Annotated in this window: 24 protein-coding genes, 2 pseudogenes and 2 riboswitches; of the genes and pseudogenes, 19 read left to right on the top strand and 7 right to left on the bottom strand. The window is 39.3% G+C overall.

Annotated elements, in window-relative coordinates; genetic code table 11:
- Positions 1 to 54 precede the first annotated feature (54 nt).
- A complete protein-coding gene (locus tag ACTNC0_RS15720) occupies positions 55 to 1566 on the top strand; it encodes an alpha-L-arabinofuranosidase C-terminal domain-containing protein (protein ID WP_441088111.1) in 1512 nt (503 codons plus the stop codon).
- Between the two features lie 165 nt (positions 1567 to 1731).
- Here ACTNC0_RS15720 and ACTNC0_RS15725 read toward each other — a convergent pair whose 3' ends face one another.
- Positions 1732 to 2637, bottom strand: a complete 906-nt coding sequence (locus ACTNC0_RS15725) for a LacI family DNA-binding transcriptional regulator (protein ID WP_441088148.1) — start codon at positions 2635 to 2637, stop codon at positions 1732 to 1734.
- Between the two features lie 3 nt (positions 2638 to 2640).
- Positions 2641 to 2793: pseudogene (locus ACTNC0_RS15730) on the bottom strand (LacI family DNA-binding transcriptional regulator); the annotation flags it as partial.
- Between the two features lie 346 nt (positions 2794 to 3139).
- On the opposite strand from ACTNC0_RS15730, the gene ACTNC0_RS15735 reads away from it, so the two are divergent.
- The 6 genes from ACTNC0_RS15735 to ACTNC0_RS15760 all read left to right on the top strand — a co-directional run bounded on the left by ACTNC0_RS15735 (position 3140) and on the right by ACTNC0_RS15760 (position 9996).
- Positions 3140 to 4459 (top strand): ABC transporter substrate-binding protein, encoded by a 1320-nt coding sequence (locus ACTNC0_RS15735; RefSeq protein WP_441088112.1) that lies wholly within the window; start codon positions 3140 to 3142, stop codon positions 4457 to 4459.
- A 121-nt stretch (positions 4460 to 4580) separates the two neighbouring features.
- Positions 4581 to 5489: a carbohydrate ABC transporter permease gene (locus tag ACTNC0_RS15740; RefSeq protein ID WP_441088113.1), complete on the top strand. Its 909-nt coding sequence runs from the start codon at positions 4581 to 4583 to the stop codon at positions 5487 to 5489.
- A 3-nt stretch (positions 5490 to 5492) separates the two neighbouring features.
- Positions 5493 to 6335, top strand: a complete 843-nt coding sequence (locus ACTNC0_RS15745; protein WP_055053326.1) for a carbohydrate ABC transporter permease — start codon at positions 5493 to 5495, stop codon at positions 6333 to 6335.
- A 27-nt stretch (positions 6336 to 6362) separates the two neighbouring features.
- Positions 6363 to 7880, top strand: coding sequence for an arabinosylfuranosidase ArfA (gene arfA, locus ACTNC0_RS15750; protein WP_441088114.1), 1518 nt, complete (start codon positions 6363 to 6365; stop codon positions 7878 to 7880).
- A 249-nt stretch (positions 7881 to 8129) separates the two neighbouring features.
- Positions 8130 to 8966, top strand: coding sequence for an alpha/beta hydrolase (locus ACTNC0_RS15755; protein ID WP_118410709.1), 837 nt, complete (start codon positions 8130 to 8132; stop codon positions 8964 to 8966).
- Positions 8967 to 9036: 70 nt separating this feature from the next.
- Complete coding sequence (locus tag ACTNC0_RS15760; protein ID WP_441088115.1) at positions 9037 to 9996, top strand: glycoside hydrolase family 43 protein; 960 nt, start codon at positions 9037 to 9039, stop codon at positions 9994 to 9996.
- 48 nt (positions 9997 to 10044) lie between these two features.
- Here ACTNC0_RS15760 and ACTNC0_RS15765 read toward each other — a convergent pair whose 3' ends face one another.
- Entirely contained in the window at positions 10045 to 10872 is an 828-nt protein-coding gene (locus ACTNC0_RS15765) for a MurR/RpiR family transcriptional regulator (protein WP_441088116.1), read from the bottom strand.
- A gap of 419 nt (positions 10873 to 11291) precedes the next feature.
- On the opposite strand from ACTNC0_RS15765, the pseudogene ACTNC0_RS15770 reads away from it, so the two are divergent.
- The 10 genes and pseudogenes from ACTNC0_RS15770 to ACTNC0_RS15815 all read left to right on the top strand — a co-directional run.
- Positions 11292 to 11747: pseudogene (locus tag ACTNC0_RS15770) on the top strand (glucosamine-6-phosphate deaminase); the annotation flags it as partial.
- 89 nt (positions 11748 to 11836) lie between these two features.
- The gene (locus ACTNC0_RS15775; protein WP_441088117.1) at positions 11837 to 12541 is read left to right on the top strand and encodes an N-acetylmannosamine-6-phosphate 2-epimerase; all 705 of its coding nucleotides are present in this window, start codon (positions 11837 to 11839) and stop codon (positions 12539 to 12541) included.
- A gap of 100 nt (positions 12542 to 12641) precedes the next feature.
- The gene (locus tag ACTNC0_RS15780) at positions 12642 to 12833 is read left to right on the top strand and encodes a hypothetical protein (RefSeq protein ID WP_441088118.1); all 192 of its coding nucleotides are present in this window, start codon (positions 12642 to 12644) and stop codon (positions 12831 to 12833) included.
- Between the two features lie 249 nt (positions 12834 to 13082).
- Positions 13083 to 13814: a histidine phosphatase family protein gene (locus tag ACTNC0_RS15785; protein WP_441088119.1), complete on the top strand. Its 732-nt coding sequence runs from the start codon at positions 13083 to 13085 to the stop codon at positions 13812 to 13814.
- A 44-nt stretch (positions 13815 to 13858) separates the two neighbouring features.
- Complete coding sequence (locus tag ACTNC0_RS15790) at positions 13859 to 14794, top strand: alpha/beta hydrolase (protein ID WP_441088149.1); 936 nt, start codon at positions 13859 to 13861, stop codon at positions 14792 to 14794.
- 326 nt (positions 14795 to 15120) lie between these two features.
- Positions 15121 to 16941, top strand: a complete 1821-nt coding sequence (locus ACTNC0_RS15795) for a DUF6320 domain-containing protein (protein ID WP_441088120.1) — start codon at positions 15121 to 15123, stop codon at positions 16939 to 16941.
- A 37-nt stretch (positions 16942 to 16978) separates the two neighbouring features.
- A riboswitch (TPP riboswitch) is annotated at positions 16979 to 17087 on the top strand.
- Between the two features lie 353 nt (positions 17088 to 17440).
- A complete protein-coding gene (gene thiS / locus ACTNC0_RS15800; RefSeq protein ID WP_118137620.1) occupies positions 17441 to 17644 on the top strand; it encodes a sulfur carrier protein ThiS in 204 nt (67 codons plus the stop codon).
- Positions 17645 to 17748: 104 nt separating this feature from the next.
- Positions 17749 to 18552, top strand: coding sequence for a thiazole synthase (locus tag ACTNC0_RS15805; RefSeq protein WP_441088121.1), 804 nt, complete (start codon positions 17749 to 17751; stop codon positions 18550 to 18552).
- A gap of 54 nt (positions 18553 to 18606) precedes the next feature.
- Positions 18607 to 19851, top strand: coding sequence for a 2-iminoacetate synthase ThiH (gene thiH, locus ACTNC0_RS15810; protein ID WP_441088122.1), 1245 nt, complete (start codon positions 18607 to 18609; stop codon positions 19849 to 19851).
- Entirely contained in the window at positions 19832 to 20416 is a 585-nt protein-coding gene (locus ACTNC0_RS15815; protein ID WP_441088123.1) for a thiamine phosphate synthase, read from the top strand. The genes thiH and ACTNC0_RS15815 overlap by 20 nt, the downstream gene beginning before the upstream one ends.
- Positions 20417 to 20864: 448 nt before the next feature.
- Here the strand turns inward: ACTNC0_RS15815 and thiC are convergent, their stop codons facing one another.
- The 3 genes from thiC to ACTNC0_RS15830 all read right to left on the bottom strand — a co-directional run bounded on the left by thiC (position 20865) and on the right by ACTNC0_RS15830 (position 24147).
- Positions 20865 to 22175, bottom strand: a complete 1311-nt coding sequence (gene thiC, locus ACTNC0_RS15820; protein ID WP_441088124.1) for a phosphomethylpyrimidine synthase ThiC — start codon at positions 22173 to 22175, stop codon at positions 20865 to 20867.
- Between the two features lie 375 nt (positions 22176 to 22550).
- A riboswitch (TPP riboswitch) is annotated at positions 22551 to 22659 on the bottom strand.
- 58 nt (positions 22660 to 22717) lie between these two features.
- A complete protein-coding gene (locus ACTNC0_RS15825; protein WP_441088125.1) occupies positions 22718 to 23725 on the bottom strand; it encodes a fibronectin type III domain-containing protein in 1008 nt (335 codons plus the stop codon).
- 143 nt (positions 23726 to 23868) lie between these two features.
- Positions 23869 to 24147, bottom strand: coding sequence for a type II toxin-antitoxin system HicB family antitoxin (locus ACTNC0_RS15830; protein ID WP_117676908.1), 279 nt, complete (start codon positions 24145 to 24147; stop codon positions 23869 to 23871).
- 173 nt (positions 24148 to 24320) lie between these two features.
- Between ACTNC0_RS15830 and ACTNC0_RS15835 the strand changes: the two genes are divergently transcribed.
- Both ACTNC0_RS15835 and ACTNC0_RS15840 read left to right on the top strand, forming a co-directional pair.
- Positions 24321 to 25136, top strand: coding sequence for a DNA-3-methyladenine glycosylase family protein (locus tag ACTNC0_RS15835; RefSeq protein WP_441088126.1), 816 nt, complete (start codon positions 24321 to 24323; stop codon positions 25134 to 25136).
- Between the two features lie 15 nt (positions 25137 to 25151).
- On the top strand, positions 25152 to 25442 hold the full coding sequence (locus tag ACTNC0_RS15840) for a hypothetical protein (RefSeq protein ID WP_441088127.1): 291 nt from the start codon (positions 25152 to 25154) through the stop codon (positions 25440 to 25442).
- Between the two features lie 238 nt (positions 25443 to 25680).
- Here ACTNC0_RS15840 and ACTNC0_RS15845 read toward each other — a convergent pair whose 3' ends face one another.
- Positions 25681 to 26322: an endonuclease III domain-containing protein gene (locus ACTNC0_RS15845; RefSeq protein ID WP_441088128.1), complete on the bottom strand. Its 642-nt coding sequence runs from the start codon at positions 26320 to 26322 to the stop codon at positions 25681 to 25683.
- Between the last annotated feature and the right edge of the window lie 149 nt (positions 26323 to 26471).

Consider the following 26471-nt stretch of genomic DNA (forward strand, 5'->3'; position numbering starts at 1 on the left):
ATTATATTCAAAGATATAAAAGCGCGCTGAGTATTACTTCAGGAGGTAATCGGTATGAAATACCATGTAAATTCGAAAAGAGTAATAGGAAAACGAAGTCCCATGTTATATGGGCATTTTATCGAGCATTTTCACAGACAGATTTATGACGGTATTTATGATCCGGGAAATGAATTATCAGATGAGGAAGGATTTCGCAAGGACATCATTGAAGCGATGAAAAAAATCAAAGTCCCTGTTTTGCGTTGGCCGGGAGGATGTTTTGTATCTTCTTACCATTGGAAAGATGGGGTGGGAGAGAATAGGCAGCCATTTTTTGATAAAGCATGGCGTGTAGAGGATCCGAACACGTTTGGGACAGATGAATATATTCATATGTGCAGAAAAATAGCCTGTGAACCTTATATCTGTACCAATGCAGGAACCGGAACAGCAGAAGAAATGAGTGACTGGGTAGAATATTGTAATCTTGAAAATGAAGGTAAATATGCAAAATGGAGAATTGCTAATGGAGAGGAACAGCCATACAATGTAAAATATTGGAGCATCGGAAATGAAAATTATGGAAATTGGGAGATAGGTGCGAAAAGTTCTGAAGAGTGGTGGCGACTTGTAAAGGAATCTGCAAAAATGATAAAGCATGTGTCACCGACAGTAGAATTATCAGCAGCGGCACTTCCTGATATTGACTGGACAATGAACCTTTTAAAACATTGTGGAGAATATCTGGACTGGATTTCTCTGCATGGATATTGGGATATGCTTGCGGAAAAAAATGAACTTGCAGATTATACTCAGTGCATGGCATACACGGAACAGGTAGACCGGGCAGTTACTGACGTAAAAGGTCTGCTTACGGCATTACATCTGGAAAAGAAAATAAAAATTGCTTTTGATGAATGGAATTTACGAGGGTGGCATCATCCAAATGTGCATACAATTAAACAGGGAATTGATAAAGACAGCTATCTTATACCGAGAGACAAAAATGACGATAATTCCTCTTATACGATGGCAGACGCTGTTTTTACGGCATGTTTTTTAAATGCAATGAATCGCAATTGTGATATTGTTGGAATGGCTAACTTTGCACCAATTCTGAATACAAGAGGATGTATTTACAGTTATAAAGATGGAGTTGTACTGAGAAGCACTTATCATGTATTTGACTTGTATGTGAATCACATGGGGGATACTGTTCTGGACAGTTGGGAAGAAGGTGAGAAAAATACATTTGCAGTGTTGGATAAAAATGGCAGAAAAGTAACTGTGAATACACTTGATATTTTGGCTACACAGCATTCTGAAACAGAAAAAATTTCTATTGCCGTTGTAAACAAAGAACCGGACAAAGAAAAGAAACTGGAAATCTGCCTGGATGAAAATTCATATGCGAGGTACGAAGTTCAAGAGTATCGGATCGTGGGAAGTTCGGTAGATTCTTATAATGATATTGATAGAACGGAAGTATTTATTGAACAGCTTCCGACAAAGGAAACAAGTGGCGTATATCAGGTGAATCTGGCACCTCATTCGATAAATGTGATTGACTTTAAGGTATTATAAAATGTAGTGATAGATGCATTCAGGCGCGGATTGCAGAAAATCTTTTTCAAACAGGCTCTGGCATCAGAATTCATCTTTTACATACGCGATAATAAAACAGGATGTGAGATTCCGGCATTAATACGGAACCTCACATCCTGCTTTTATAAAATACAGATCAGATTATTAAAAAGAAGCCTCAAAAGCCTTATTAACTGGTCCGGTAGTATGTCCGTCATATATGGTTACGGGTAAAACTGCACCGGTAAACTTACTGTCTGAATTTTTAATCTTATCTAAAAGTATTGAAACAGCAGTATCCGCAATGCTTTTGTCTGTATTGTCGGCGACACTTGTCAGTGGCGGAAGGTATGTATGTGTTTTTCGCAGATGATCAAAACTGATTAAAGATATATCTTCGGGAATACGATATCCTCGTTCTTTTAGTATTTCCATTGCAGAATAGCTCTGAAGGTCGTTGAAACCGATCACAGCGGTGTAATCGACAGGGAAAAACAACTCTTCGTATGATTTATAGGAAGAAGTTGAAGGAACCGGAGAACCAAATACAGTATGATAATCTATCTGGCGAACGTTAGAAACCGGTACGTTTGCCTCTGAGAGTGCATCCATAATACCAGCATAACGACGAGTCTGTGAGAGATTATATTTTGGCCCCGGAAGATAGAGAAATCGACGGTGACCCAATTCCAGAAGATGCTTTCCAGCAAGATATCCTCCCTGATAATCATCGCAGCGTACGAAGTCCGTCTGACATTCTGGTATTTCACGGTCAATCAGTACCAATGGGATTTTATTTTGATTGATGAGATTTATAGCATTTTTATTATAATTTCGTGGAAAAAAAACGATTCCACTGACATTATAAGATAATGCGAGGGACAGTGAATAATCTGCGTAATTTTTTTCTATGTATGATGCTAAAATTAAAGTATGATATCTATATTTTCGCAATTTGATAGAAATTTGTGAAATAATATCAGAATAATGAGGGTTCTGAATATCGTCAACAATAACGGCAATCAGGTTTGTGTGACCGGAACGCATGGAAGAGGCGATTATGTTTTTCATGTATCCAAGCTCATCTGCAACCTGCTTAATCCGGGATATAGTGGCCTCCGGGAGCCTGGGATCGTCTCTGAGTGCGCGGGAAACTGTATTGACGGAATAACCGCACTGTTCTGATATATCCTTTAATGTAATTCTTTTATGTTGTTGACTGTTCATTTAGGTACTCCTTCTTGTAGTTTGCGGAGGGGACATCTTTCTCTGTTTGATTTGCAAAGTCCCATTTATATTTTGACTCTGTAACTGTGAAAGTGTTGAACAGTTACAATATGTTCAATTATATTCTATAATACCGCAAAAATCAAATGTTAATAAATGAAAGTGAAAACAGAAAATTGTATTGTAAGTTATGCACAAAAAATATGATATAAAACGTATAATTTATACAAAATAACGGTGAAATTAAAATTTGCTATTGACATTTTGTTGGATTAACGTTAATCTAAACGTGTAGCAAAGAACGGTACGAAAGGTACACAAAAAACAATTTAGGGAGGGTAATTATATGAAAAAAAGACTTCTTGCCTGCACATTAGCAGCTACGATGGTTCTTGGTTCCACAGCACCTGTTTTAGCAGCAGATGACGGATCAACACAGGGAACCAACACATTTGTGGACGGAGGAACAGATCTTAGCTTCTGGACATTCCAGGAACTCCATGTAGGCTTCTGGACATCCATGGCAGATGAATGGAACAAACAGAACCCAGACAGACCGATTAACTTAACTGTTACAACAGGCGAGTCATCATCTTTACATAGTAAATTGCTGGTTGCCTGCCAGTCCGGAGAAGGCACTCCAGATATGGCAGATATCGAAATCGGACATTATGGTGCATTCCTAAAAGATGGTTATTTACTTCCAATCAATGATGCTGTAGAGCCATATAAAGATGACGTTGTTATGTCACGAATCAGCATGTACGGAGACAACGAAGGAAATTATTACGGCGTAGACTTCCACTTAGGAGCTACAGTTGCTTACTATAACATGGACATTATGAATGAAGCTGGTATTGATCCGGCAGATATCGTTACATGGGATGATTATGTAGAAGCCGGTAAGACTGTACTGGAGAAAACAGGAACTCCAATGTGTGCAGTAGAAACATCTGACCTTTTCCTCCCTCAGTGTATGATGCTTGAGAAAGGTGCTCAGTATGTAGATGAGGATGGAAATCCGAATCTTGTTACAGACGAACATGCAGAAGTAATCGACTATATCAGAAGCATGCTTAAAGATGGTGTATGTGAGATTGCTCCTGGCGGTGGATTCCACACAGAAGAGTGGTACGGACATCTTAACGGTGCAGGCGTTGCATCCGTAATCATGCCATTATGGTATATGGGAAGATTTACAGATTATTGCCCGGATCTTAACGGTAAGATGGCAATTTATCCAATCCCTGTATGGAACGAAGGCGATACACGTGAAGTTCTTCAGGGTGGTACAGGAACATCTGTTATCAAAGGAACAGAGAATGAACAGTTAGCTAAAGACTTCCTTGCTTTTGCTAAATTATCAAAAGAAGGTTGTACATATGAGTGGGAAAAACTTGGATTTGACCCGATTCGTACAGAACTTTGGGACGATCCGGCTATTACAGAAGATAAAGATAATAAGTTCCTTGCATACTTTACTACTAACCCATTTGATATTCTGAAAGAAAACGGAACAGACATTACTGCTCCAAACATCAGCGGCAGTTATTCAGCAACATATAGTACACTGGTATCTACAACTTATTCCAATGCATTTGAGATTTCTGTAGACCAGGATGCTAAAGAACTTCTTCAGAGCGAACAGGATTCTATTATCTACTAAATATATGCTTTGAATTTCAGGCATAGAGATTAATCGGAGGGCTACAGGAGGAGATCCTGCAGCCCTCTTTTTTACAAAAATAGAAAAAATATGTCTGGATGTAACATAGGGAGGGATAGCATTGAAAAAACAAAGTAAATTTAAAAAATTATTATACTCGCAAAAGGTGGCACCCTATGTATTTGTAATGCCATTTATCATTACATTTGTTGTATTCTTCGCATACTCAATCGTGAGCATGATTATTATGAGTTTTCAGAAGGTTGCCGGACCAAATACAACATTTGTAGGACTTGAAAATTATAAGATCTTAACAAATGCAGTCTTTATTAAGAGTTTGAAAAACAGTATCTTCTATACGATCGTTACCTGTCTTTTAATGATTCCGATTCCGATGGTTCTTGCTGCAATGCTTAACAGCAAACATATGAGAGCCAAAGGAACATTTCGAAGCATTCTGTTTATTCCGGCACTGACTTCAGTTGTAGTTGCAGGCGTTGTTTTCAGACTGATGTTTGGTGAACTGGAAGGTTCTTTTATGAATCAGGTAGTTGGACTTTTTGGAATAAAACCAATTGTATGGCTAAGAACACCGGCTACGGTCTGGTGTACAATGTTTTTCCTGTGTCTGTGGAGATGGACGGGTGTAAATATGATGTACTATTTATCAGGACTTCAGCAGATACCAGCGGATCTGTATGAATCTGCATCTATTGATGGAGCAACAAGTATGGAACAGCTCCGTTATATTACAATTCCGTTATTAAAACCTACAACAATTTATGTACTTACCATTTCCATTTTTGGTGGTATGGCAATGTTCTCAGAGAGCTATATGCTGTTTAATGGAAATAAATCACCGAACAATGTGGCTACCACGTTAGTGGGTATGTTATATCGAATGGGATTTGAACAGAGTCAGCTTGGTATTGCAAGTGCAATCGGTGTAATATTCCTGCTTATTGTTCTGGCAGTTAATATTATACAGCTCTGGATCAATGGAACTATAGGAAGTAAAAAGGGGGAATAAACAATGTCAATAACTAAAAAATCAAAAATCTATTCAACGTGTTTATTTATCTTCTTTGTGATTATTGCGATTATCACGTTGCTTCCATTAGCGCTTCTTGCTGTTTCATCACTTCGTCCCGGCTCTGATCTGATGCGTTATGGACTGAACTTCTCTATTGACTGGGCAAGTGCGAATTTAAATGAATACAAAATGTTATTCAGCGGTGCGAACTCATATTTCATATGGTATAAAAATAGTTTGATTATTACAATTGTTCAGGTTGGACTGGCATTGTTCTTAAGTGCATGTGTAGGATATGGATTTGCAATGTACAATTTCAAAGGAAAAAATATTTTATTCCTTTGCGTATTACTTGTAATGATGATTCCTACAGAAGTAATCTTACTTCCATTGTACAGACTGATCGTAAAAATGGGTCTGATTAATAATATGTGGGGTATTATTCTTCCGTACCTGGTTGTACCGATGCTGGTATTCTTTTTCCGGCAATATCTGATGGGAATACCGAAAGATTTCCTGGATGCTGCCAGAGTAGACGGATGTACAGAATATGGCATTTTCTTTAAGATCATGATTCCTTTGATGAAACCTTCTTTCGCTGCTATGGGTATTTATCAGGGTATGCAGAGCTGGAATAACTTCCTCTGGCCAATGATCGTAACAAACTCAATTGATAAAATCACACTTCCGGTTGGTCTGCAGAGTCTTCTCTCACCATACGGAAACAATTATGATATTCTGATTGCAGGTTCTTGCTTTGCAATCATCCCGATTCTTATATTATTTATTTGTTTCCAGAGATACTTTATCGAAGGTATGACAGCTGGCGGAGTAAAAGGTTAATAATTTTAAAATATGGAGGAAACCAAAATGAAACAGGCAAAAATGATTATTGACAAAGCGTTTAAAGTTTCTGAAGTTGATAAAAGAATTTACGGATCTTTTATCGAGCATCTTGGCAGAGCTGTTTATGATGGAATTTATCAGCCGGGAAATCCATTATCCGATGAAGATGGATTCCGTACAGATGTATTAAACATGGTAAAAGAATTAAATGTTCCAATCGTGAGATATCCGGGAGGAAACTTTGTATCTAACTTTTTCTGGGAAGATAGTGTGGGACCTGTAGAGGAACGTCCGGTTCGTCTGGAACTTGCATGGAGAAGTCTTGAACAGAATAAAATTGGTCTGAATGAATTTTCCAAATGGCTGAAAAAAGCAGATGCAGATATGATGATGGCTGTTAATCTTGGTACAAGAGGAGTAGCAGATGCCTGCAATCTTCTGGAATACTGCAACCATCCGGGCGGAACGAAATACAGTGATCTGCGTATCAAACATGGAGTGAAAGATCCTCACAATGTAAAAGTATGGTGTCTGGGAAATGAGATGGACGGTGACTGGCAGATTGGACATAAGACAATGCATGAGTATGGACGTCTTTCTCAGGAAACTGCAAAAGCGATGAAACTGATTGATCCTACGATTGAACTTGTTTCCTGCGGAAGCTCAAATCTGGATATGCCTACATTCCCTGAATGGGAGGCAACGACATTAGGATATAATTACGATTATGTAGATTATGTTTCTCTTCATCAGTATTATGGAAATTTAAATAATGATACAGCAGATTTCCTGGCATTATCTGATGATATGGATAAGTTTATCCGTTCAGTCATTGCAACCTGTGATTATGTAAGAGCGAAAAAACGTGGAAAGAAGAATATTAATCTTAGCTTTGATGAGTGGAATGTATGGTTCCATACAAGAGAAGCTGATGATGAATTTATGGAAAAAGATCCATGGCATATTGCTCCTCCGCTTCTGGAAGACCAGTATAACTTTGAAGATGCTCTTTTAGTAGGCCTTATGTTGATTACGTTAATGAAACATGCAGATCGTGTGAAAATGGCTTGTCTGGCACAGCTTGTAAATGTAATTGCTCCTATTATGACAGAGAAAGATGGTGGTAAAGCATGGAAACAGACAATTTTCTATCCATTCATGCATGCATCCAGATATGGACGTGGAATGGTTCTTCAGCCGGTTATTGACACACCTGTACATGATACAAAAGAGCATGAAAATGTTACGGATCTGTCCAGTGTAGCCGTATGGAACCAGGCTGACGAAGAACTTACTATTTTTGCAGTAAACAGAAATATCAATGAAGATATGGAACTTTTTACGGACTTACGAAGCATGGAAGGATATCAGCTGGTCGAGCATATTGTACTTGAGAATAATGATATGAAAGCATGCAACAGTGCTGCTGGTGAGAATGTAGTTCCGACAACTGTATCAAGAAGTAAGGTAGATAGTGGAAATATGACTTCTGTACTTGCAAAGGCATCATGGAACGTGATCAGATTAAAAAAACAGAAATAATCAAGTAAAAGGTTGACAAAACAAAAATAAGAAGATGTTTTTACTGTTGCTTATCCAGGGCTATAGCAGTGAAAACATCTCTTATTTAAGCTGTTTCGTCAACTTTTTTGATATATTTTTTATATAATGAGAATTTCCTTTTACCGGGCCACGAGAAAACGTAGAGTTACAGGTAGCTTTTCAAAAATATTCTTTGTATAATAAATGCAGATATTTTATAAAAGCACATAACATGGAGGATAAAGAAAGATGGCATTAATGGAAGTAAATTTTTTTTCAAAAGCACTGATGCGTCCGGTGACAATGAATGTGATCTTACCGGCAGATAAGGTATTTTTTGAAGAAGAAACAGAAGAGGATAATAAACCGTTTAAGACTTTATATTTGCTTCACGGAGTAATGGGAAACTATACAGACTGGGTAACAGGAACATGTATCAAGAGATGGGCAGAGGAGAAAAATCTGGCAGTTGTGATGCCATCCGGAGCAAATATGTTCTATATGGATCATCCGAATGTGAACGAAAATTATAGTGAATTTATTGGAAAAGAACTGGTGAAGATTACAAGAAAAATGTTTCCATTATCTCATAAAAGAGAAGACACTTTTATTGCCGGATTATCTATGGGTGGTTATGGAGCAATCCGAAATGGTCTGAAATATCATGATACATTTGGATATATTGCCGGATTATCTTCGGCTATGATTTTGGAAAAAGCGAATGTAGCAGATGACAGTTCACCAATGTTTTTTGAGAAGAAAAGCTTTCTGGAAAGTGTATTTGGAGATTTGTCCAAAATTCAGGACTGCGAGATTAATCCAGAATGGATCGCTGGAAATATGAAAGAAGATGGAATTCCATTTCCGCATATGTATCTTGCCTGTGGGCTGGATGATCCTCTTCTTTCTCCGAACCGTAAATTCAGAGACACCATGCGTGAACTTGGTGTAGATGTGACCTATGAGGAAGGACCGGGAGCTCATGAGTGGGATTTCTGGAACCGCTATATTAAGAAAGTTTTGGAATGGCTTCCTCTTGACAAGGACAGTAAAGAGGGACTGAACAGTGGAAATGTAGGTTTATAGAAAAAAAGAGGGGATTTACCGCAACCGTAGTTGGATAAAGCCCCAGAATGGATAAAGGGGGATACAAGAAATGAGCAAAGAACTCAGGTACAATGAGCCATGGATTCTACAGAGAGCAGATCCATATGTATATCGGCACACAGACGGAAATTATTATTTCACTGCATCTGTACCGGCATATGACCGTATTGTGCTAAGAAAAAGTAAAACTCTGGCGGGACTGAAAGGCGCAGAAGAAGTGACGGTCTGGGAAAAGCATAAAGAAGGAATTATGAGTGAACATATCTGGGCACCGGAACTTCATTATCTGGATGGAAAATGGTATATCTATTTTGCAGGCGGAGATAAAGATGATATCTGGGCAATTCGCCCATATGTGTTGGAATGCGCAGATGCAGATCCACTTACAGGAGCCTGGACAGAAAAGGGCAAAATGGGACGCGCTGATGAAGACGAATTTTCTTTTGAGGCTTTTTCTCTGGATGCAACTGTATTTGAAAATAAAGGAAAACATTACTATGTATGGGCTGAGAAAGTAGGTGTAGGAAAACAAATTTCCAATCTTTACATTGGCGAGATGGAGACACCGTATAAATTGAAAACAGTTCAGGTATTGCTTACTACACCGGATTATGACTGGGAAAGAGTTGGATTCTGGGTAAATGAAGGTCCGGCGGTAATTCATCATGATGGAAAAATCTATCTTACCTATTCTGCATCTGAAACAGGTATTGCATACTGTATGGGAATGCTGACAGCTGATGAAAATGCCGATCTCCTTGATCCGAAATCGTGGACTAAAGAACGCTGCCCGGTTCTTTGTACAGATGAATCAAAAGACATCTACGGTCCGGGACATAATTCCTTTACCGTAGATGAAGAAGGAAATCCTATTATGGTTTACCATGCAAGAACAGAAGCAGAGATAGTAGGTGATCCACTGTACAACCCGAATCGACATGCCATGCTGATGAAAATCCGTTGGGATGAAAAAACAGGAGCACCGATCTTTTCTTATGAGGCCCAATAGAATTAAAAATGAAGGGCTTAAATATTTCTGATAACTAATGAAAATTTATCATTTGATCAAATGAGGCTGAAGCGTCTGTATGGTGTATTCATGCAGCGCTTCTTTTTTGCTCCTGTCAATCTGAAGATAGTGTGCATAAAGTACATCCAAAACCAGCAAAATCGGAAATTGCGGAGAAATAATATTTCCATATTCGAGATGCTCCATACTGGCGAAGATCAGTATTTCATCGCAAAATTCCTGATAGGATTTGTCCTGTCTGGCGGTCATAAGGAGGGTGTAGGCATCTCTCTGGTGGGCAGCTTTCAGAGAAGAAATAATGTCATCCGTCTGTCCGCTGACGCTGATTCCGATAACCAGACAGTTTTCATCGAGAATTACAGAGTTTACTTTCATAATATGGCTGTCTGTAACAGCTTCGATATTCAGTCCGATACGCATGAAACGCAGCTTCATCTCCTGAGCTGCGAGTCCTGAGCTGCCTCTGCCATAAACATAAACACGTGGTTTAGATACCAGAAGATTAGTGATTCGTGCAATCTGAGCCTTGTCCAGTAAGGCGTTGGATTTGTTAAGAAGCTCCTGATAGGTATTGAATTCCGAGATTTCGAAACTGGGAATATTTTCTTCGGGGGCAGGAATCAGGTTTTGCTTGTATTCGTAAATGAATTCTCTGTACCCATGAAATCCGCACTTCTGTGCGAAACGGGAAAGGGATGCTTCTGAAACATAGAGAAGTCTGGAAACATTTTTGGACGAGAAATCCTGTTCGTCTGTATTATGAATGAAGAAATCCGCGATAGTTCTTTCAAGTGGAGTAAATGTATGATAATAAGACTCAATCAACGGAATGATATTGTGTTTGTTGAGTGCCATAAATAATTAGGTCCCTTCGTAGTAATGGTATATGGATTGACTACCTATTTAACAGAATCAGGTAAGCCCCCTGCCTCAATTGCGAAAAGTGAAAAGCAATAGGGGGGAAAATATAGTATGTGTTGTTTGATTAAGATATACTATATCATTTTAGAAAACGGTTCACAAGATATGATGTAAACAATTTCAATATAAAAACAAAACAAGAAAGTATTTTCACAAAAATATCTGAAATGGATATAGAATGCAGGATAATTTGATAGGAATTGAAAGAAGAATCTAAAACCCTTCCATTCATTAAAAATAAATTCAATGACACTTATAATGGGTTTACCTTAAATGGATAACAGATAAAGTAAATCTGGATGAAACAAATGGTAGAGTGGATATTAAAAAATAACCAGAAGAGGAGAATTGATATGATTATTTATGCGGGTAAAGACTATTATGATGTAAGCAGAAAGGCAGCAAATATTATGTCTGCTCAGATTATTATGAAACCAAGAGCAGTTCTTGGACTGGCAACAGGTTCTACACCAATCGGAATGTATAAACAGCTGATAGAGTGGTACAAAAAAGGTGATCTTGATTTCTCTCAGGTAACCTCAGTAAATCTTGATGAGTACAAAGGACTTTCAGGGGATAATGACCAGAGTTACCGCTACTTTATGAATACAAATCTGTTTGATCATGTAAATATTGATAAAAGCAGAACCTATGTACCGAATGGTCTGGAGAAGGACAGCGAAAAAGCCTGCGCGGATTATAATGAAATTATCCGCAGCGTAGGTGGAGTAGATATGCAGCTTCTGGGAATTGGTGGAAACGGACATATTGGATTTAACCGAATCAAGCAAGTCCCCACCCACTGCTTATTGCTCTTCGCAACCTCCGCAGGGGACTTACTTGATTTGGTTAAATGGGGCAAAAAATTTTTGCCCCTTGATTTCTTTAGGAGAAAATGATGACAAAAAAAGAAATTCTGGATGCGATCCATGGACAGATGATCATTTCCTGTCAGGCTGTAGAAGGAGAACCTTTATATGTAGAAGAGAAATCTATTATGCATCTGATGGCGCGCGCGGCAAAACAGGCCGGAACACCTGCAATCCGTACCAGTAGTATCAGAGATGTGATCGCAATTAAAGAAGAAACCGGCCTCCCTGTAATCGGTCTCGTAAAGGTCCAGTATCCCGGATATGAAGGATTTATCACACCTACGATGAAGGAAGTAGACGATTTAGTTGCTGTCGGTTCTGACATTGTTGCGCTGGACTGTACACTTCGGAAACGTGGCGATGGTTCTACAGTCAATGAATTTATAGCACAGATCAGAGAAAAATATCCGGATATTATTCTGATGGCGGACATTTCCAATTATGCGGAAGGAATCAACGCATGGAAATGTGGGGTAGATATTGTAGGAACAACTATGAGCGGTTATACAGCTTATACATCTTCAGTAAGTGATGGACCGGATTATGAGTTAATGGAAAGATTAGCCAGGGATATAAACATTCCTGTTATCGGAGAAGGCAGAATTCATTACCCGGATCAGGCGGTAAAAGCGTTACAGACAGGAGCTTGGGCGATAGTCGTAGGAGGAGCGATTACGCGCCCTCTGGAGATTGCAATGCGTTTCCAGAATGCGATTAAAGAAAGCAGATAGTATATAGAAAAGAATTCAGACTGAACGCAAGAGTGCGGAGATATGGGAAAGATTTGTGTTCAAAAATAAAGATAACAGTTGAAGGATAAAGGAAGAATATATGAATCTGAATTTAATGTTGCAGGGGAAGAAAGAGGATTTCATGATACATTTAGTGCGGAAGAGTTGGAAAGGGAATTCCATGATGCAACAGGAAGCAGAGAGAATCCCATACTTTGCCGAAGGAGAACCGGCCATTGAAAATCATTGGCAGAGAGCTGTCAGTGGGGCAGATTTTACAGATACAATTTAACGCTGTACAACATTTGTACTGATTGCATAAATTCATGCCGTATGCCTCGGAAATTTGGCATATTGATGCAAAAATACCTTACAGAATAGTAGCGTGTAAACAGTAACAATATTAAGATGCATGTGCTTGACACATAAGATAGAATATGTAAGACTCTTATTATAATGATATATCAGTTATAGATAAAAGATACAATGAAAACTGATATGTAATATAATAAGAGTCTTTTTGTAGAAAGGAAAAATACAAATGAGATTAATAATCGTACGACATGGAGATCCAGATTATTCAATTGATTCACTTACTGAGAAAGGATGGAAAGAGGTAGAATATCTCTCAGAAAAATTGTCAAAGCTTGATGTAAAAGAGTTCTATGTTTCTCCACTTGGAAGAGCAAAAGACACCGCTTCTCTGACCTTGAAAAAGATGAATCGCACTGCTGTAGAATGTGACTGGCTGAAAGAGTTTGATGTTCTGATCGACCGTCCTGATGTTACAGACCGAAAGATTATCTTATGGGACTGGCTTCCGCAGGACTGGACGAAGGACGAGCGATTTTATCAGTATGACCACTGGTTTGAAAACGAAAGATTACAGAAAGCGGATGCAAAAGGCTATTATGACTATGTAACGGGAAAGTTTGATGAACTTCTGTCGTTTCATGGATATGTGCGGGAGGGACATTACTATAGAGTTACGAAATCAAATAATGATACGCTGGTATTTTTCTGCCATTTTGGTCTGGAGTGTGTGTTACTTAGTCATCTGTTAAGTGTGTCTCCGATGGTGATGTGGCATGGATTTTGTGCTGCACCAAGTTCTGTTACAACAATAAATACCGAGGAGCGAAGAGAAGGAATTGCGAGCTTCCGCATCAGTGCATTTGGTGATATTTCACATCTTTATGTACATAATGAATCACCGGCATTTGCTGCTAGGTTCTGTGAAACATATGATAATAAAGAGGAGCGTCACGACTGATTATATATGGTAGAAAGGAAATAAAAATATTGATATCAAAGACAATGAAAGCAATTCTGCGTACACTTTCCTATGGAAATATAGAGGTAGAAAATTCCAGAAAAATGGCAGACCTGAAACAGTTGGATGCCACACGTATTTTTTTGAAAAAACTGGATGCCAAAGTTTATAATGGCGATTATGAAGTACCGATCAGATTGTATTTTCCGACGGAGGAAGCGATGCAGGCAGGGATTGTGGAAGGAAATACCTTTCCAATTCTGCTGTTCTTCCATGGCGGAGGCTGGGTAACTGAGAGTGTGGAGAATTATGATCGTGTCTGCTCCAGAATGGCTCAGGCAACTGCACATATCGTGGTTTCCGTAGAATACAGGCTGGCGCCGGAACATAAATTTCCGATTCCATTGGAGGATTGTTATGCTGCGGCAAAAGCGCTTTATACGAACCAGCTGATTCTGAATACAGACCCCGAGAAGATTACGATCATCGGTGACAGTGCGGGTGGAAATCTGACTGCGGCAGTGTGTCTGATGGCGAGAGACAGAGGTGAATTTACACCGCGCCGGCAGATACTTATCTATCCGGCATTGGGAAACTGTTATACAGAGGAATCACCATACAGATCGGTACATGAAAATGGCAGTGATTATCTGCTGACAGCGGTAAAAATGGAGGATTATCTTACTCTTTATCAAAGGACAGCAGAGGACAGACAGAACCCATACTTTGCGCCGATTCTTGAAAAAAATCTGAGAAATCTGCCGGAAACATTAATTCTTACAGCAGAATATGATCCTCTCAGAGACGAAGGGGAAGTATATGGAAGAAAGCTTCAGGCGGCAGGAAATCATGTGGAAGTCTATAGAATTCACGGAGCGTTTCATGGATTTTTTGCACTGGGGATTAAGTTTCTGCATGTACAGGAAAGCTTCCAGTATATTAATGGATTTTTGAATAAAAGTTATGAGAAAATCCTTTAATCGAATTAAGCAAGTGGTGAAAGTGGTTGCGTCTATTTGTTTAACTAAAATTAGTGCAGGGAACGCTGTATTTTATTTCTGGGACTTGTATATAAAGGCTTAGAGTGTGTTGCACTATAGCAATTCCCCAAAATAATGCAATTAATCCAGACCATCAGAGCGTGAAGTCCCGCGTCAGATATCTTTGTTGTGCGTCAGCACGCCTGCAGATATCTTTCTTGTCCTTCGCACTCTGCTGGACTTCTTATTTGCATTATTTTGTGGGATTGCTATAAATATAGAGTTGGAATGAATCAGAGGATAATGAAAAAGAAAGCAGGAAAACTATGGATACAGGATATTCAAAATGGAGAAAACTGGATAATGCAGCACTGGCATTTCCACTGGTAAGCGGAAAAAATGATACCAGAGTATTTCGTTTTTACTGTCAGTTAAAAGAAAAGGTCGACGGAGAAATTCTTCAATCCGCGCTGGATCAGACAATGGAGAAATATCCATTGTTTCAGGCAGTTTTGCGAAAAGGATTGTTCTGGTTTTATCTGGAACACAGAGATATCAGAGCGGTTGTAAAACAGGAGACAGAACCGCCATGCAGCCGCCTGTATATTCCGGATAAAAAATCTCTTTTATTTCAGGTGACTTATGATAAAGACAGGATTAACTTCGAGGTGTTTCATGCATTGACAGACGGCACCGGAGCAATGCATTTTTTGCAGGAACTGGTGCAGAATTATCTTATTCTGGCTCATCCGCAGGACGATCTTCCGCGAATAGAAAATGCAGAAGAAGTCACTCATGGAGATAAAGAAGAGGACAGTTTTTCGCAGTATTATTCTTCTGATATGCCAAAGAATAAAGAGAAGAAAGAGACAGCAGTGAAGCTGAAAGGTGAGAAGCTGGTTCATTCAGATATGCATATCACAGAGGTGGTTCTTTCGGTGAAGGATATTCATCAGAAGGCGCGTTCTTATGGTGCTTCTATCACAGTATTGTTAACTGCAATGATGTTATGTTCTATCAGAGAAGAAATTCCGAAAAACCAGCAGAAACGACCGGTAACATTAATGATACCGGTGAATCTGAGAAATTATTTTCCGTCTCAGTCCATGACAAACTTCTTTGGCTGGATTGAAGTCGGATATACATTTTCAGAAACAACAACCTTTGAAGAAGTAGTAGCAGATGTAAAAAGGCAGTTTGAGCAGGAACTTGTGAAAGATAAAATTGCCATGCATATGAATGGCTATGTAAGAATCGAAAAGAATCCTTTTGTGAGAGCTGTTCCGCTGGAGCTTAAGAAATATTTCCTGATAATAGGCGCTAATCTGGGAAGCAGAAGTATTACTGCAGTTTATTCTAATATTGGTATTATCCGTCTTCCGGAAGAGTATAAAGAATGCATTCAGCATTTTGGGATATTTGCCAGTACCAATTCACTCCAGATGTGTTCCTGTTCTTATGGAGATGAAATGGTTCTGGGATTTACTTCCAAGATACCGGATAACAGTATTCAGAGAAATTTTCAGAGAATGCTTGGTGAAGAACAGGTTGTTCATCGGGAACTGAAGAATGAATTTCCAGGATATGGGGAGAAACAGAAACTGGAGAAGAAAGAGAACCAGAGAATTGTTCAGACTTTCAGCTTTCTGTGTCTGGCGATAGCAGTGGCCTGTGGGGTGATTAATTTTATGACCGCCGGTATGTTAAACTGGTTCTGGTTTGCAGGTGCGGGATGTGCCTGTGCCTGGCTGGTAGTTATGGTGGCGTATTTTAAAAGAAGGAACATTCTTAAGAATGAAATGTGGCAGCTATTGATTATATCTGTGATAGCAATTCTATGGGATTGGTTTATCGGATGGAGAGGCTGGTCTGTAGATTTTGTTCTTCCTTTTGGGGCATTGGCGGTACAGTTTTCCATTCCTGTAATTGCAAAAGTGAACCGTCTGGAACGGGAAGAATACTTGTTTTATCTTGTTCAGGCAGGTGTTGCGGGACTGATTCCAATAGTTCTTGTATGGACGGGAATTGTGAGATTGGTATATCCTTCGGTTGTCTGTGCGGGGATTAGTTTTCTCACTGTGGCGGCATTATTTATTTTCTGTCTCAAAGATACTCTGCAGGAGTTTCATAAAAAACTTAGAATGTAGTTGACATGTGGACTGCAAAATATTATACTTTATTACTGTAAAAGAACAGGGGAGCTTGTGACAGCAGGCTGAGAGGAAGTTATCAACTTCGACCCTTATACCTGATTTGGATAATGCCAACGTAGGAACGTATATGATAGTGAATTTACGGGAGATACTTTGGTATCTCCTTTTTTATGTGGCTATATGATATCTATCTGAAACAGGAGTAGTTACCGAATATAAAATGAACAGTAACTACAGCAATTTGCATTATTTTGTGGAATTGCTATAGTGTATCAACAGGATTGTTTGAGAAAACAACTTGTTAGTAGACTTGAATTGAATATTGGAAAAATGAGAGTGAACAGAGTTCATGAAGGGGTGCACCACCGCGGGTACATTCTTTTGTGGACTCCTTTTTTATACTATTGGAAATTCTTCCATATTGTTCCGTTGATATGAAAATATGGAAAAATGTCTGTTTTACTCCCATTTATTTCCGGGAAAGGAGAAGAACATGTTTACAGTAAACGGAACGAAAAAAGAACTGCCGGGTGTATTTTCTGTGAAAGAATATCTGGAACAGAATGGATATGTGATCAGTCAGATCGCAGTAGAGTTAAATGAAGAAATTCTGCCAAAAACAGAATATGTGAGCACTGTTTTGAAGGATGGAGACGTAATGGAAATAGTAAGCTTTATGGGTGGCGGAAGCTGCTAAGACAAATTAGTCTTAATCAGGCAGAGAAAGTGAAGAGAGGATATTGGTCTCATCTATGCAGATATTAAATAACTATGATATTTCAGGAAAGAAGGACATAAATAATGAGTACAATTGCAAACACAAATAATGAAAAGAAATACGAGGACAAATTAGTTTTAGGAGGACATGAATTTACCTCCCGTTTTATTCTGGGATCAGGTAAATTTTCACTGGATCTGGTGAAAGCATGTATTGAAAAAGCGGATGCACAGATTATTACACTGGCTTTACGTCGCGCAAATGAAGGCGGACTTGCAAATATTCTGGATTATATTCCAAAGAATGTGACCTTGCTTCCGAACACATCAGGAGCAAGAAATGCACAGGAGGCAGTCCGTATCGCCAGATTATCAAGAGAGATCGGATGCGGAGATTTCGTAAAGATTGAAGTTATGCATGATTCTAAATATCTTCTTCCGGATAATTATGAGACAATCAAAGCAACAGAGATTCTTGTAAAAGAAGGCTTTGTGGTAATGCCGTATATGTATCCTGATTTAAATGTTGCAAGAGATCTGGTAAACGCAGGAGCAGCCTGTATCATGCCGCTGGGCTCTCCGATTGGATCAAATAAAGGTCTCTGCACAAAAGAATTTATACAGATTCTGATTGATGAGATTGACCTTCCAATCATTGTAGATGCAGGAATCGGAAGACCTTCCCAGGCGTGCGAAGCTATGGAGATGGGAGCTTCAGCAGTAATGGCAAATACTGCGATTGCAACAGCCGGAGATGTACAGGTGATGGCAGAAGCATTTAAGAAAGCTATTGAAGCAGGAAGAAGTGCTTATCTGTCTGGTCTTGGCCGTACATTAGACAAAGGCGGCAGTGCATCTTCTCCGCTGACGGGATTCCTTCATGATTAAGATATTTTTATTTAGTATATATAACATATTACATAAATTTGGAGGAAATATAAGATGGAAGCAGAAACAAAAACAATTCCAGAACACGGGGAACATTTTAATGAAAGTATTGTAAATGAAGTGATTCTGGAGGACATGAAAAAAAACAGAATCGATCATATGAAATATCTTCCTGGAATGGAAGTTCTGGAAGAGTCAGATGTAATGGAGCAGGTAGTCGCCGCAATGCAGGAATATGATTATGATAAATATACGGCAGCAGATGTGCGCAGGGCATTGGCGCATGATAACCGTACTTTGAAAGATTTTCAGGCATTGCTTTCTCCGGCAGCATTGCCGTTGCTGGAAGAGATTGCACAGGCAGCACAGATAGAAACAAGAAAACATTTTGGAAACAGTGTATATATGTTTACACCGATTTATATCGCTAATTACTGCGAAAATTATTGTATTTATTGTGGATTTAACTGCCATAACAAGATTCGCAGGGCACAGTTAAATGAAGAAGAAATCGATAAAGAAATGGCTGCAATCGCAAAGACAGGACTACAGGAAATTCTGATTCTGACAGGAGAAAGCAGAGCGAAATCGGACGTAAAATATATTGGAGAAGCATGTAAAATTGCAAGAAAATATTTCAAAGTTATTGGTCTTGAAGTATATCCGATGAACTCTGATGAGTATGCGTATCTGCATGAATGCGGAGCAGATTATGTAACTGTTTTTCAGGAAACATATAATTCCGATAAGTATGAGACTCTGCATCTGGCAGGACATAAACGTATTTTTCCATATCGTCTGAATGCGCAGGAACGTGCATTAAAAGGTGGAATGCGAGGCGTAGGATTTGCAGCACTTCTGGGACTTGATGATTTCCGGAAAGATGCCTTTGCAACGGGATATCATGCATGGTTGCTTCAGCGAAAATATCCTCATGCAGAGATTGCTTTCTCCTGTCCGAGACTTCGTCCGATCATTAATAATGACAGGATCAATCCGATGGATGTACATGAGCCACAGCTGCTTCAGGTAGTATGTGCATATCGATTATTTATGCCATTTGCAAGCATTACTGTTTCTACAAGAGAATGCGAGCGTGTGAGAGATAATCTGGTAAGTATCGCGGCAACAAAGATATCAGCTGGCGTAAGTACAGGAATCGGAAGCCATGTGGAAGACATAGAAGATAAAGGAGATGACCAGTTTGAGATTTCTGACGGAAGATCTGTAAATGAGGTTTATCAAGCGCTTCTGGATCATAATCTTCAGCCGGTTATGAATGATTATGTGTACCTCTGATTTTTATAAAAATGTGATTGCGGTGACCAACAGATCTCTGTGTGAACGTCCTTTTCCGGAGCAGATAGAAAGAGTATGCAATTGTCATCCTAAAGCAATAATACTGAGAGAAAAAGATCTGCCGGAGGGAGAATATCTTCTTCTGGCAGAGAAAATATTGAACATCTGCCGGGAATATGATGTTCCCTGTATGCTTCATACTTATATAAATACAGCCAGAAAACTGGAACATCCTTTTATCCATCTTCCGTTATTTCTTCTGAAAGAATACCAAGGAAAACTTGAGAATTTCCGGGAAATTGGATGTTCAGTTCATTCTGTAGAAGATGCACTGGAAGCGCAGAAATTGGGTGCAACTTACCTTACAGCCGGTCACATTTATACAACTAATTGTAAAAAAGGACTTCCGCCAAGAGGACTGAAGTTTCTTGGGGATGTTTGTGATTCTGTGACGATTCCGGTGTATGCAATAGGTGGAATCCATCCAGGAACAGAGCAGATATCTGAAGTGATAGCACGAGGTGCTGCTGGTGGATGTATTATGTCTGATATGATGAAAATATAGTAAAAGAACGTATTAAGCTGTATGAATATTTGAAACAAATGGAAGAAATTTTGCTTGATCTGGTTAAATAAGAGAGCGTTAGTTTTGGACTATTTCTGTGATATAAACGGAAATCATATGGATAAAAAATAAAGATTTTTCAGATATAATTATGCGTATATAGAAATATAAAAGCCACATTTATTCTACGATTACTAATGAATAAAGTAATTTGAAAATGTGGCTTTTATTTATTATCAGATTTATTTAACGGAATCAAGTAAGTCCCCTGCTTCAACTGCGAAGAGCAATGAGCAGTGGGTGGGACTTGCTTGTATCAGGAGAGGTACAAGCCTCTCCTGATAAACTGCGGAGCAGTTATTTGGTGTAGAGCCACGTAGCAAAAGCGGATTACGAATATCCGATTGGCAGAAAAATGCTGTAAAGATGAAGAAGTTAAAAGAAGGAATCATTCATCAAAAATAGTAACGATTTCTCCATCCAGAATACGATTTGTATTCTTTACAGCACAGAAGTTACCACACATACTGCAGGTATCTTCTTTTTCTGGCTTTGCTTCTGCACGATAGCGTCTTGCTTTCTCCGGATCCATGCTGAGTTTGAACATTTCTTCCCAGTCAAGGCGTTTTCTGGCTTCGCTCATCTTGTAATCCCAATCGGCAGCACCAGGAATTCCTTTTGCAATATCAGCTGCATGGGCTGCGATTTTAGCTGCGATAATACCCTCTTTTACATCAGCCGCATTTGGCAGACGAAGATGCTCAGCAGGAGTTACATAGCACAGGAATGCAGCTCCTGAATATGCAGCAATAGCTCCTCCGATTGCAGATGTAATGTGATCATATCCAGGAGCAACATCTGTTACGAGCGGTCCAAGTACATAGAAAGGAGCACCATGGCACAGTGTTTTCTGGATTTCCATGTTGGCTGAAATCTGGTTCATTGGCATATGTCCAGGACCTTCGATCATAACCTGAACATCCTTAGCCCATGCACGTTTTGTGAGTTCGCCAAGAGTGATCAGCTCTTCAATCTGGGCAGTATCTGTTGCATCAGCAAGACATCCCGGACGACATGCATCACCGAGACTTAAGGTGATATCGTAATCTCTGCAGATATCAAGAATTTCATCAAAATGTTCATAGAATGGGTTCTCTTTTCCTGTCATTTCCATCCATGCGAACATAATAGAACCGCCTCTGGAAACGATATTCATGAGACGTTTATTCTGCTTAAAACGTGCTGCAGTTGCACGATTCATACCACAATGGATAGTCATGAAATCAACACCATCTTCTGCATGCATACGAACGATATCGATCCACTCTTCGGAAGTGATTTTGCCAAGAGCTTTGTGGTAATATACAACTGCATCGTAGATCGGAACGGTGCCGATCATTGCCGGACATTCGGAAGTGAGTTTGCGGCGGAAGCTTCTGGTGTCACCGTAAGAGCTGAGATCCATGATTGCTTCTGCACCCATTTCTACGGCAGAATGTACCTTTTCATATTCCATATCAACGTCTTTCCAGTCTCTGGAAACACCTAAATTTACATTGATTTTGGTAGTCAGCTTTGCACCGACACCGCTTGGACTGATGCATTTATGATTCTTATTGCATGGGATAATGACCTGCCCTTTTGCAATCAGTTCTCTTAATTCTTCCACATCAAAATGTTCTTTCTCTGCTACGATTTCCATCTGCGGTGTGATGATTCCGTGACGCGCTGCGTCCATCTGTGTTGTGTACTGTGTCATTTTTTCCTCCTTGCCCTGCACTGTGGGCTTCTAAATGAACTGCGCCTCCTGCATATAGCAGGGACTTGCACCTGCGCATATTCGTAAGTTTTCGGGTAAACTTTTGCGATGTGACAGAGAGTGGTGCCCCCGGTCTGTCGTAATAATTAAGATGGGGAAGTGATCTGTATGACAATATATGAACGTAAAAATATCCGAAGAAATATATTTTTTATATATTAGTATGAAGAAGATATTTTGGTCGAATCAAGTGATTTCTCTGCTTCAATTACAAATATCTGCTTGACAATTATCAGGGAATATTATGAAATATTTCCCTGGATTTTTTCGGATAAAAAAGGAAAGACTGCAATACGCCAACAAGCACATTGCAGTCCGGAAGAACTATAACTTTCCCTACGTTGGCATTATCCAAATCAGGTTACGGGTTAAAGCGATACAGCTTACTCTCAGCCTGCTTACACAAGCACCCCTTGTCTTAATTGCTCACATTGTAACACTTTGATATGAGAAAGTCAATAACAATTCATGATCCAAAGTGGTCAAACTAAAGACATATTATATACTTTAGCATAGGAATGCCATGTTTTGTTCTTGACTTTTTTATTGGCAATTATTTTAATTCCATATTTGGAATTCTTTTTCATTCCTGTAAGAGTGAATGAGTTGGAAGTAGTTGTATTCACTTTTTTGAAAGAACTGTTTCCCGGGTATTTGATATAAACAGTATAGTTTGTTGCACCGGAAATTCTATTCCATTTTACAGACATTGAAGTGCTTGTATTACCCGCTTTCTGAAGTGTAACACCAGTAGCAACGTATTTGGTTGTAGCTGAAGAACTTACATAACGTTTATTATTCAGAATGATGTACGGATAAATTTTTACCTGATAAAATGCAGTTCCGGACATAGGCAGGGTAAAGGAATATCTGGTATTAAAGTACTTTGTAACAGCTTTTTTAGAAGCGTAGCTTTGATAGATAACTTTATATCCGCTGATGGAATTTGAAGGATTTACAGTAGCCATATTGAAAGTGTATCCATTTCCGGTAGCATAAGATGATTTAATATTTACACTGGTATAAAGTGTTGTGCATCCGGCTGTGCGGGAGTTTATTGCTGTTCCGGATGAATTTAAGGCAGTAAGTTTTATGTTGTAGGCAGTACCGGCTTTTAATTTATTTATCGTGACTTTATTTCGGGTATTACCGACATATCCCAGAAGTCGGTAAGATGATGAATTAAAATTGCTGATACTGACAGCGTACTTATCAGCATTTGAAACAGAATTCCATTGAACGGTTATGGAATTTACAGAGGCAGCAACCTGTTGGATACCGGAGCCAGAAGTAAGATAGGAAGCCGCTGCCGCCTGCGCATCAGAATCATCAACAGAAGGAGTACCTGTGTCTTCCTGAATCAAATTTGCATACTGTTCTGCCGGTGAAAGCTGTGCAGTTGCTGCAAAAACAGCAGCGGTGGATGAAAATGTAAGAATTGTGCTAAGAGCGATGCTTACGAAAAATTTTTTGAAACCTCTTGCTTTCATGATAAAGACCTCCTTTTTAACACGATAAAATAATAAAAAAACTCCGTTAGTGTTAAAAATACTTTAACATAACGGAGTTGGATTTCTGTAATTTCCTGTTATTGCTCAGGATATAATCTGATTGATATTGCAAGTTGATAAGACTATTCATCCCAGCCGTCATACATACGGATATTGACCTGAATATTTCTTACAATATCACCTTCCAGAAGATCAAGGTCGGATTCATCGGAAATTGCAGGAAGATCCATTTCATCTTCCATTACTTCTGCATAGATCCAGTTATAAGCTGCTTCATTTGCATTGTCAATAGCGTCATCCAGAGTGTCGCCTTCTGCTTCACAGCATTCCAGATCCGGAAAGAATGCTTTATATTTGCCTTCTTCATTTTTGCGGAAAACCGCAGGATATATAAATTTCATTGAAAAACTCCTCACTTTCTGTCATAACGAAACGTTATATTTTTCTGTATGGTAAACGGAATGATATTTTTGTGATTCTGGTTTACGTTTATACCGAGAATAGTATATAATACATTCATATATTCAGCAAGTGATAATGGATAAAAACCGAAAATCTAAGAGGGAGATATGGGATGCTTACAATAGAGATGGACAATTTTGATTTGGGTCAGATCTGCAGATCTGGGCAGTGTTTCCGAATGGATCAAATCGGTGATGACCGTTACCGGGTTATTGCGGGAGATAAATATCTGGAACTGACACAGGAAAGAGGAATTGTCAATTTCTTCTGTCCGGAAGAGGATTTTATTTTCTTCTGGATCCGGTATTTTGATCTGGATCATGATTATAATGAATACATACAGAAAATCAATCCCAGAGATAAATATCTGACTGCAGCAGGTGAGATGGGAAGCGGAATCCGTATTCTGCAGCAGGATTTGTGGGAGATGATTATATCATTCCTGATTTCACAGCAGAATAATATTACAAGAATAAAAAAGTGTATTGAAAACATCAGCCGGGAATTTGGAGAGAAAAAAGAAAGCAGTACAGGTGCAGAATATTATGCATTTCCAACCGCACAGGTCCTTGCATCTGCAACTGAAGAACAATTGCGGGAGTGTAATCTGGGGTACCGGGCAAAATATGTGCTGGATACAGCAAGGAAAGTCTTTTTTGGTGACATATCTTTAGAGAGTATCTATGACATGACATACAAAAATGCACGAAAAGAGCTTCTGAACCTATATGGGGTTGGAGAGAAAGTAGCAGACTGCATCTGTCTTTTTGGATTGCATCAGCTGGATGCTTTTCCTATCGATACTCACATCCGCCAGGCACTGGATGCTCATTATAAACGTGGATTTCCAAATCGACGATATAAAGGTTTCCGAGGCGTGATGCAGCAGTATATATTCTATTATGAACTGACAAACAGCAGCAAATAAAGGAGGAATGTTATTATGGAAATCGGAGCAACGTTAGACGAATTAAGGGAAAAAGCACTAAAAGACCGTAACATCTGGCAACAGTTGATGGATACCAGAAAAGAAAAACAGCCATTGGCTGCTTTCTGTGCCAAGTGCCGGGAACTTGGATATGAAATTTATGAAATGGATCTGATCACCGCCGGCGAAGAATTCTATGCTACTATGCGAAGAAGTACAAACGGTGGAGGAGAGAACTCTCCAAAGTTAGCAGGGGAAGATGACTTCTATGAACTCTTTTTTGCCAGCCTGGAACAAAATAAGTAAAATTCCTATGATAATAAAAAGTTCTCCGGGCAGGATCACATTGTTGTGGAGAGGAATTATGTCGCTAAAGCGACCTGCCACAGGCGGAGAATCCTGCAGGCAGGATTCTCTGCCTGTGGAAAAGCAGCCCATGGGGTATCAAGTCAGATACAAAAGAAAATAAATGATTAGTTTGAACGCAGATCGCAAAGCGACTGCGTTCATGAGCAAGTAGCGAAGCGGATTGCGAATGTCCGCTTTAATGATCCAGACCATTCTTTACACAGATATCGTTAAGGCAGCATTTATCACAATATGGCTTTGTACGTGCTGTACAGACATCACGTCCATGATTAACCAGACGATGGCAGAGATTATTTCCCTCTTCCGGTGGAATGATCTTCCACAAAGCCATTTCTACCTTCTTAGGATCTTTTATACCATCTACCAGGCCAATACGGTTAGACAGACGGATACAATGTGTATCCGTAACAATCGCAGGTTTGCCAAACACATCTCCCATGATCAGATTCGCACTTTTTCTTCCCACACCAGGAAGCTTCAGCAGAGCATCAAAATCATCAGGAACATTATCATGATACTGTTCATGTAAAACTTTCATACATGCGCTGATATCTCTGGCTTTACTCTTTCCCAGTCCGCAAGGACGCACGATTGCTTCGATGTCAGCTACGTCGGCGTTTGCAAGAGCCTCTACTGTAGGATATTTTGCGTACAGATCCTGCACAACCACATTCACCCTCGCATCTGTACACTGTGCAGCCAGACGCACACTTACCAATAATTTCCATGCATTATCATAATCCAGAGTACAATCCGCATCCGGATATTCCTTTTTTAATCGCTCAATAACCTCAAGGGCTAATTCCTGTTTTGTCATATATATTTTATCTCCATTTCCTAGTGTACCAACAAGTTGATTTCTTGAACAATCTTACGTCTAAATTTCTTATTTCCGCGTTGTCGTCGGTCGCCGCAGCCACCGCTACGCCTTGAAATAAGAAAATTTATCCTGCAAGATTGCTTTAA

It is taken from the genome of Blautia sp. HCP3S3_B11 (assembly GCF_052064435.1).
GTDB lineage: Bacteria > Bacillota > Clostridia > Lachnospirales > Lachnospiraceae > Blautia_A.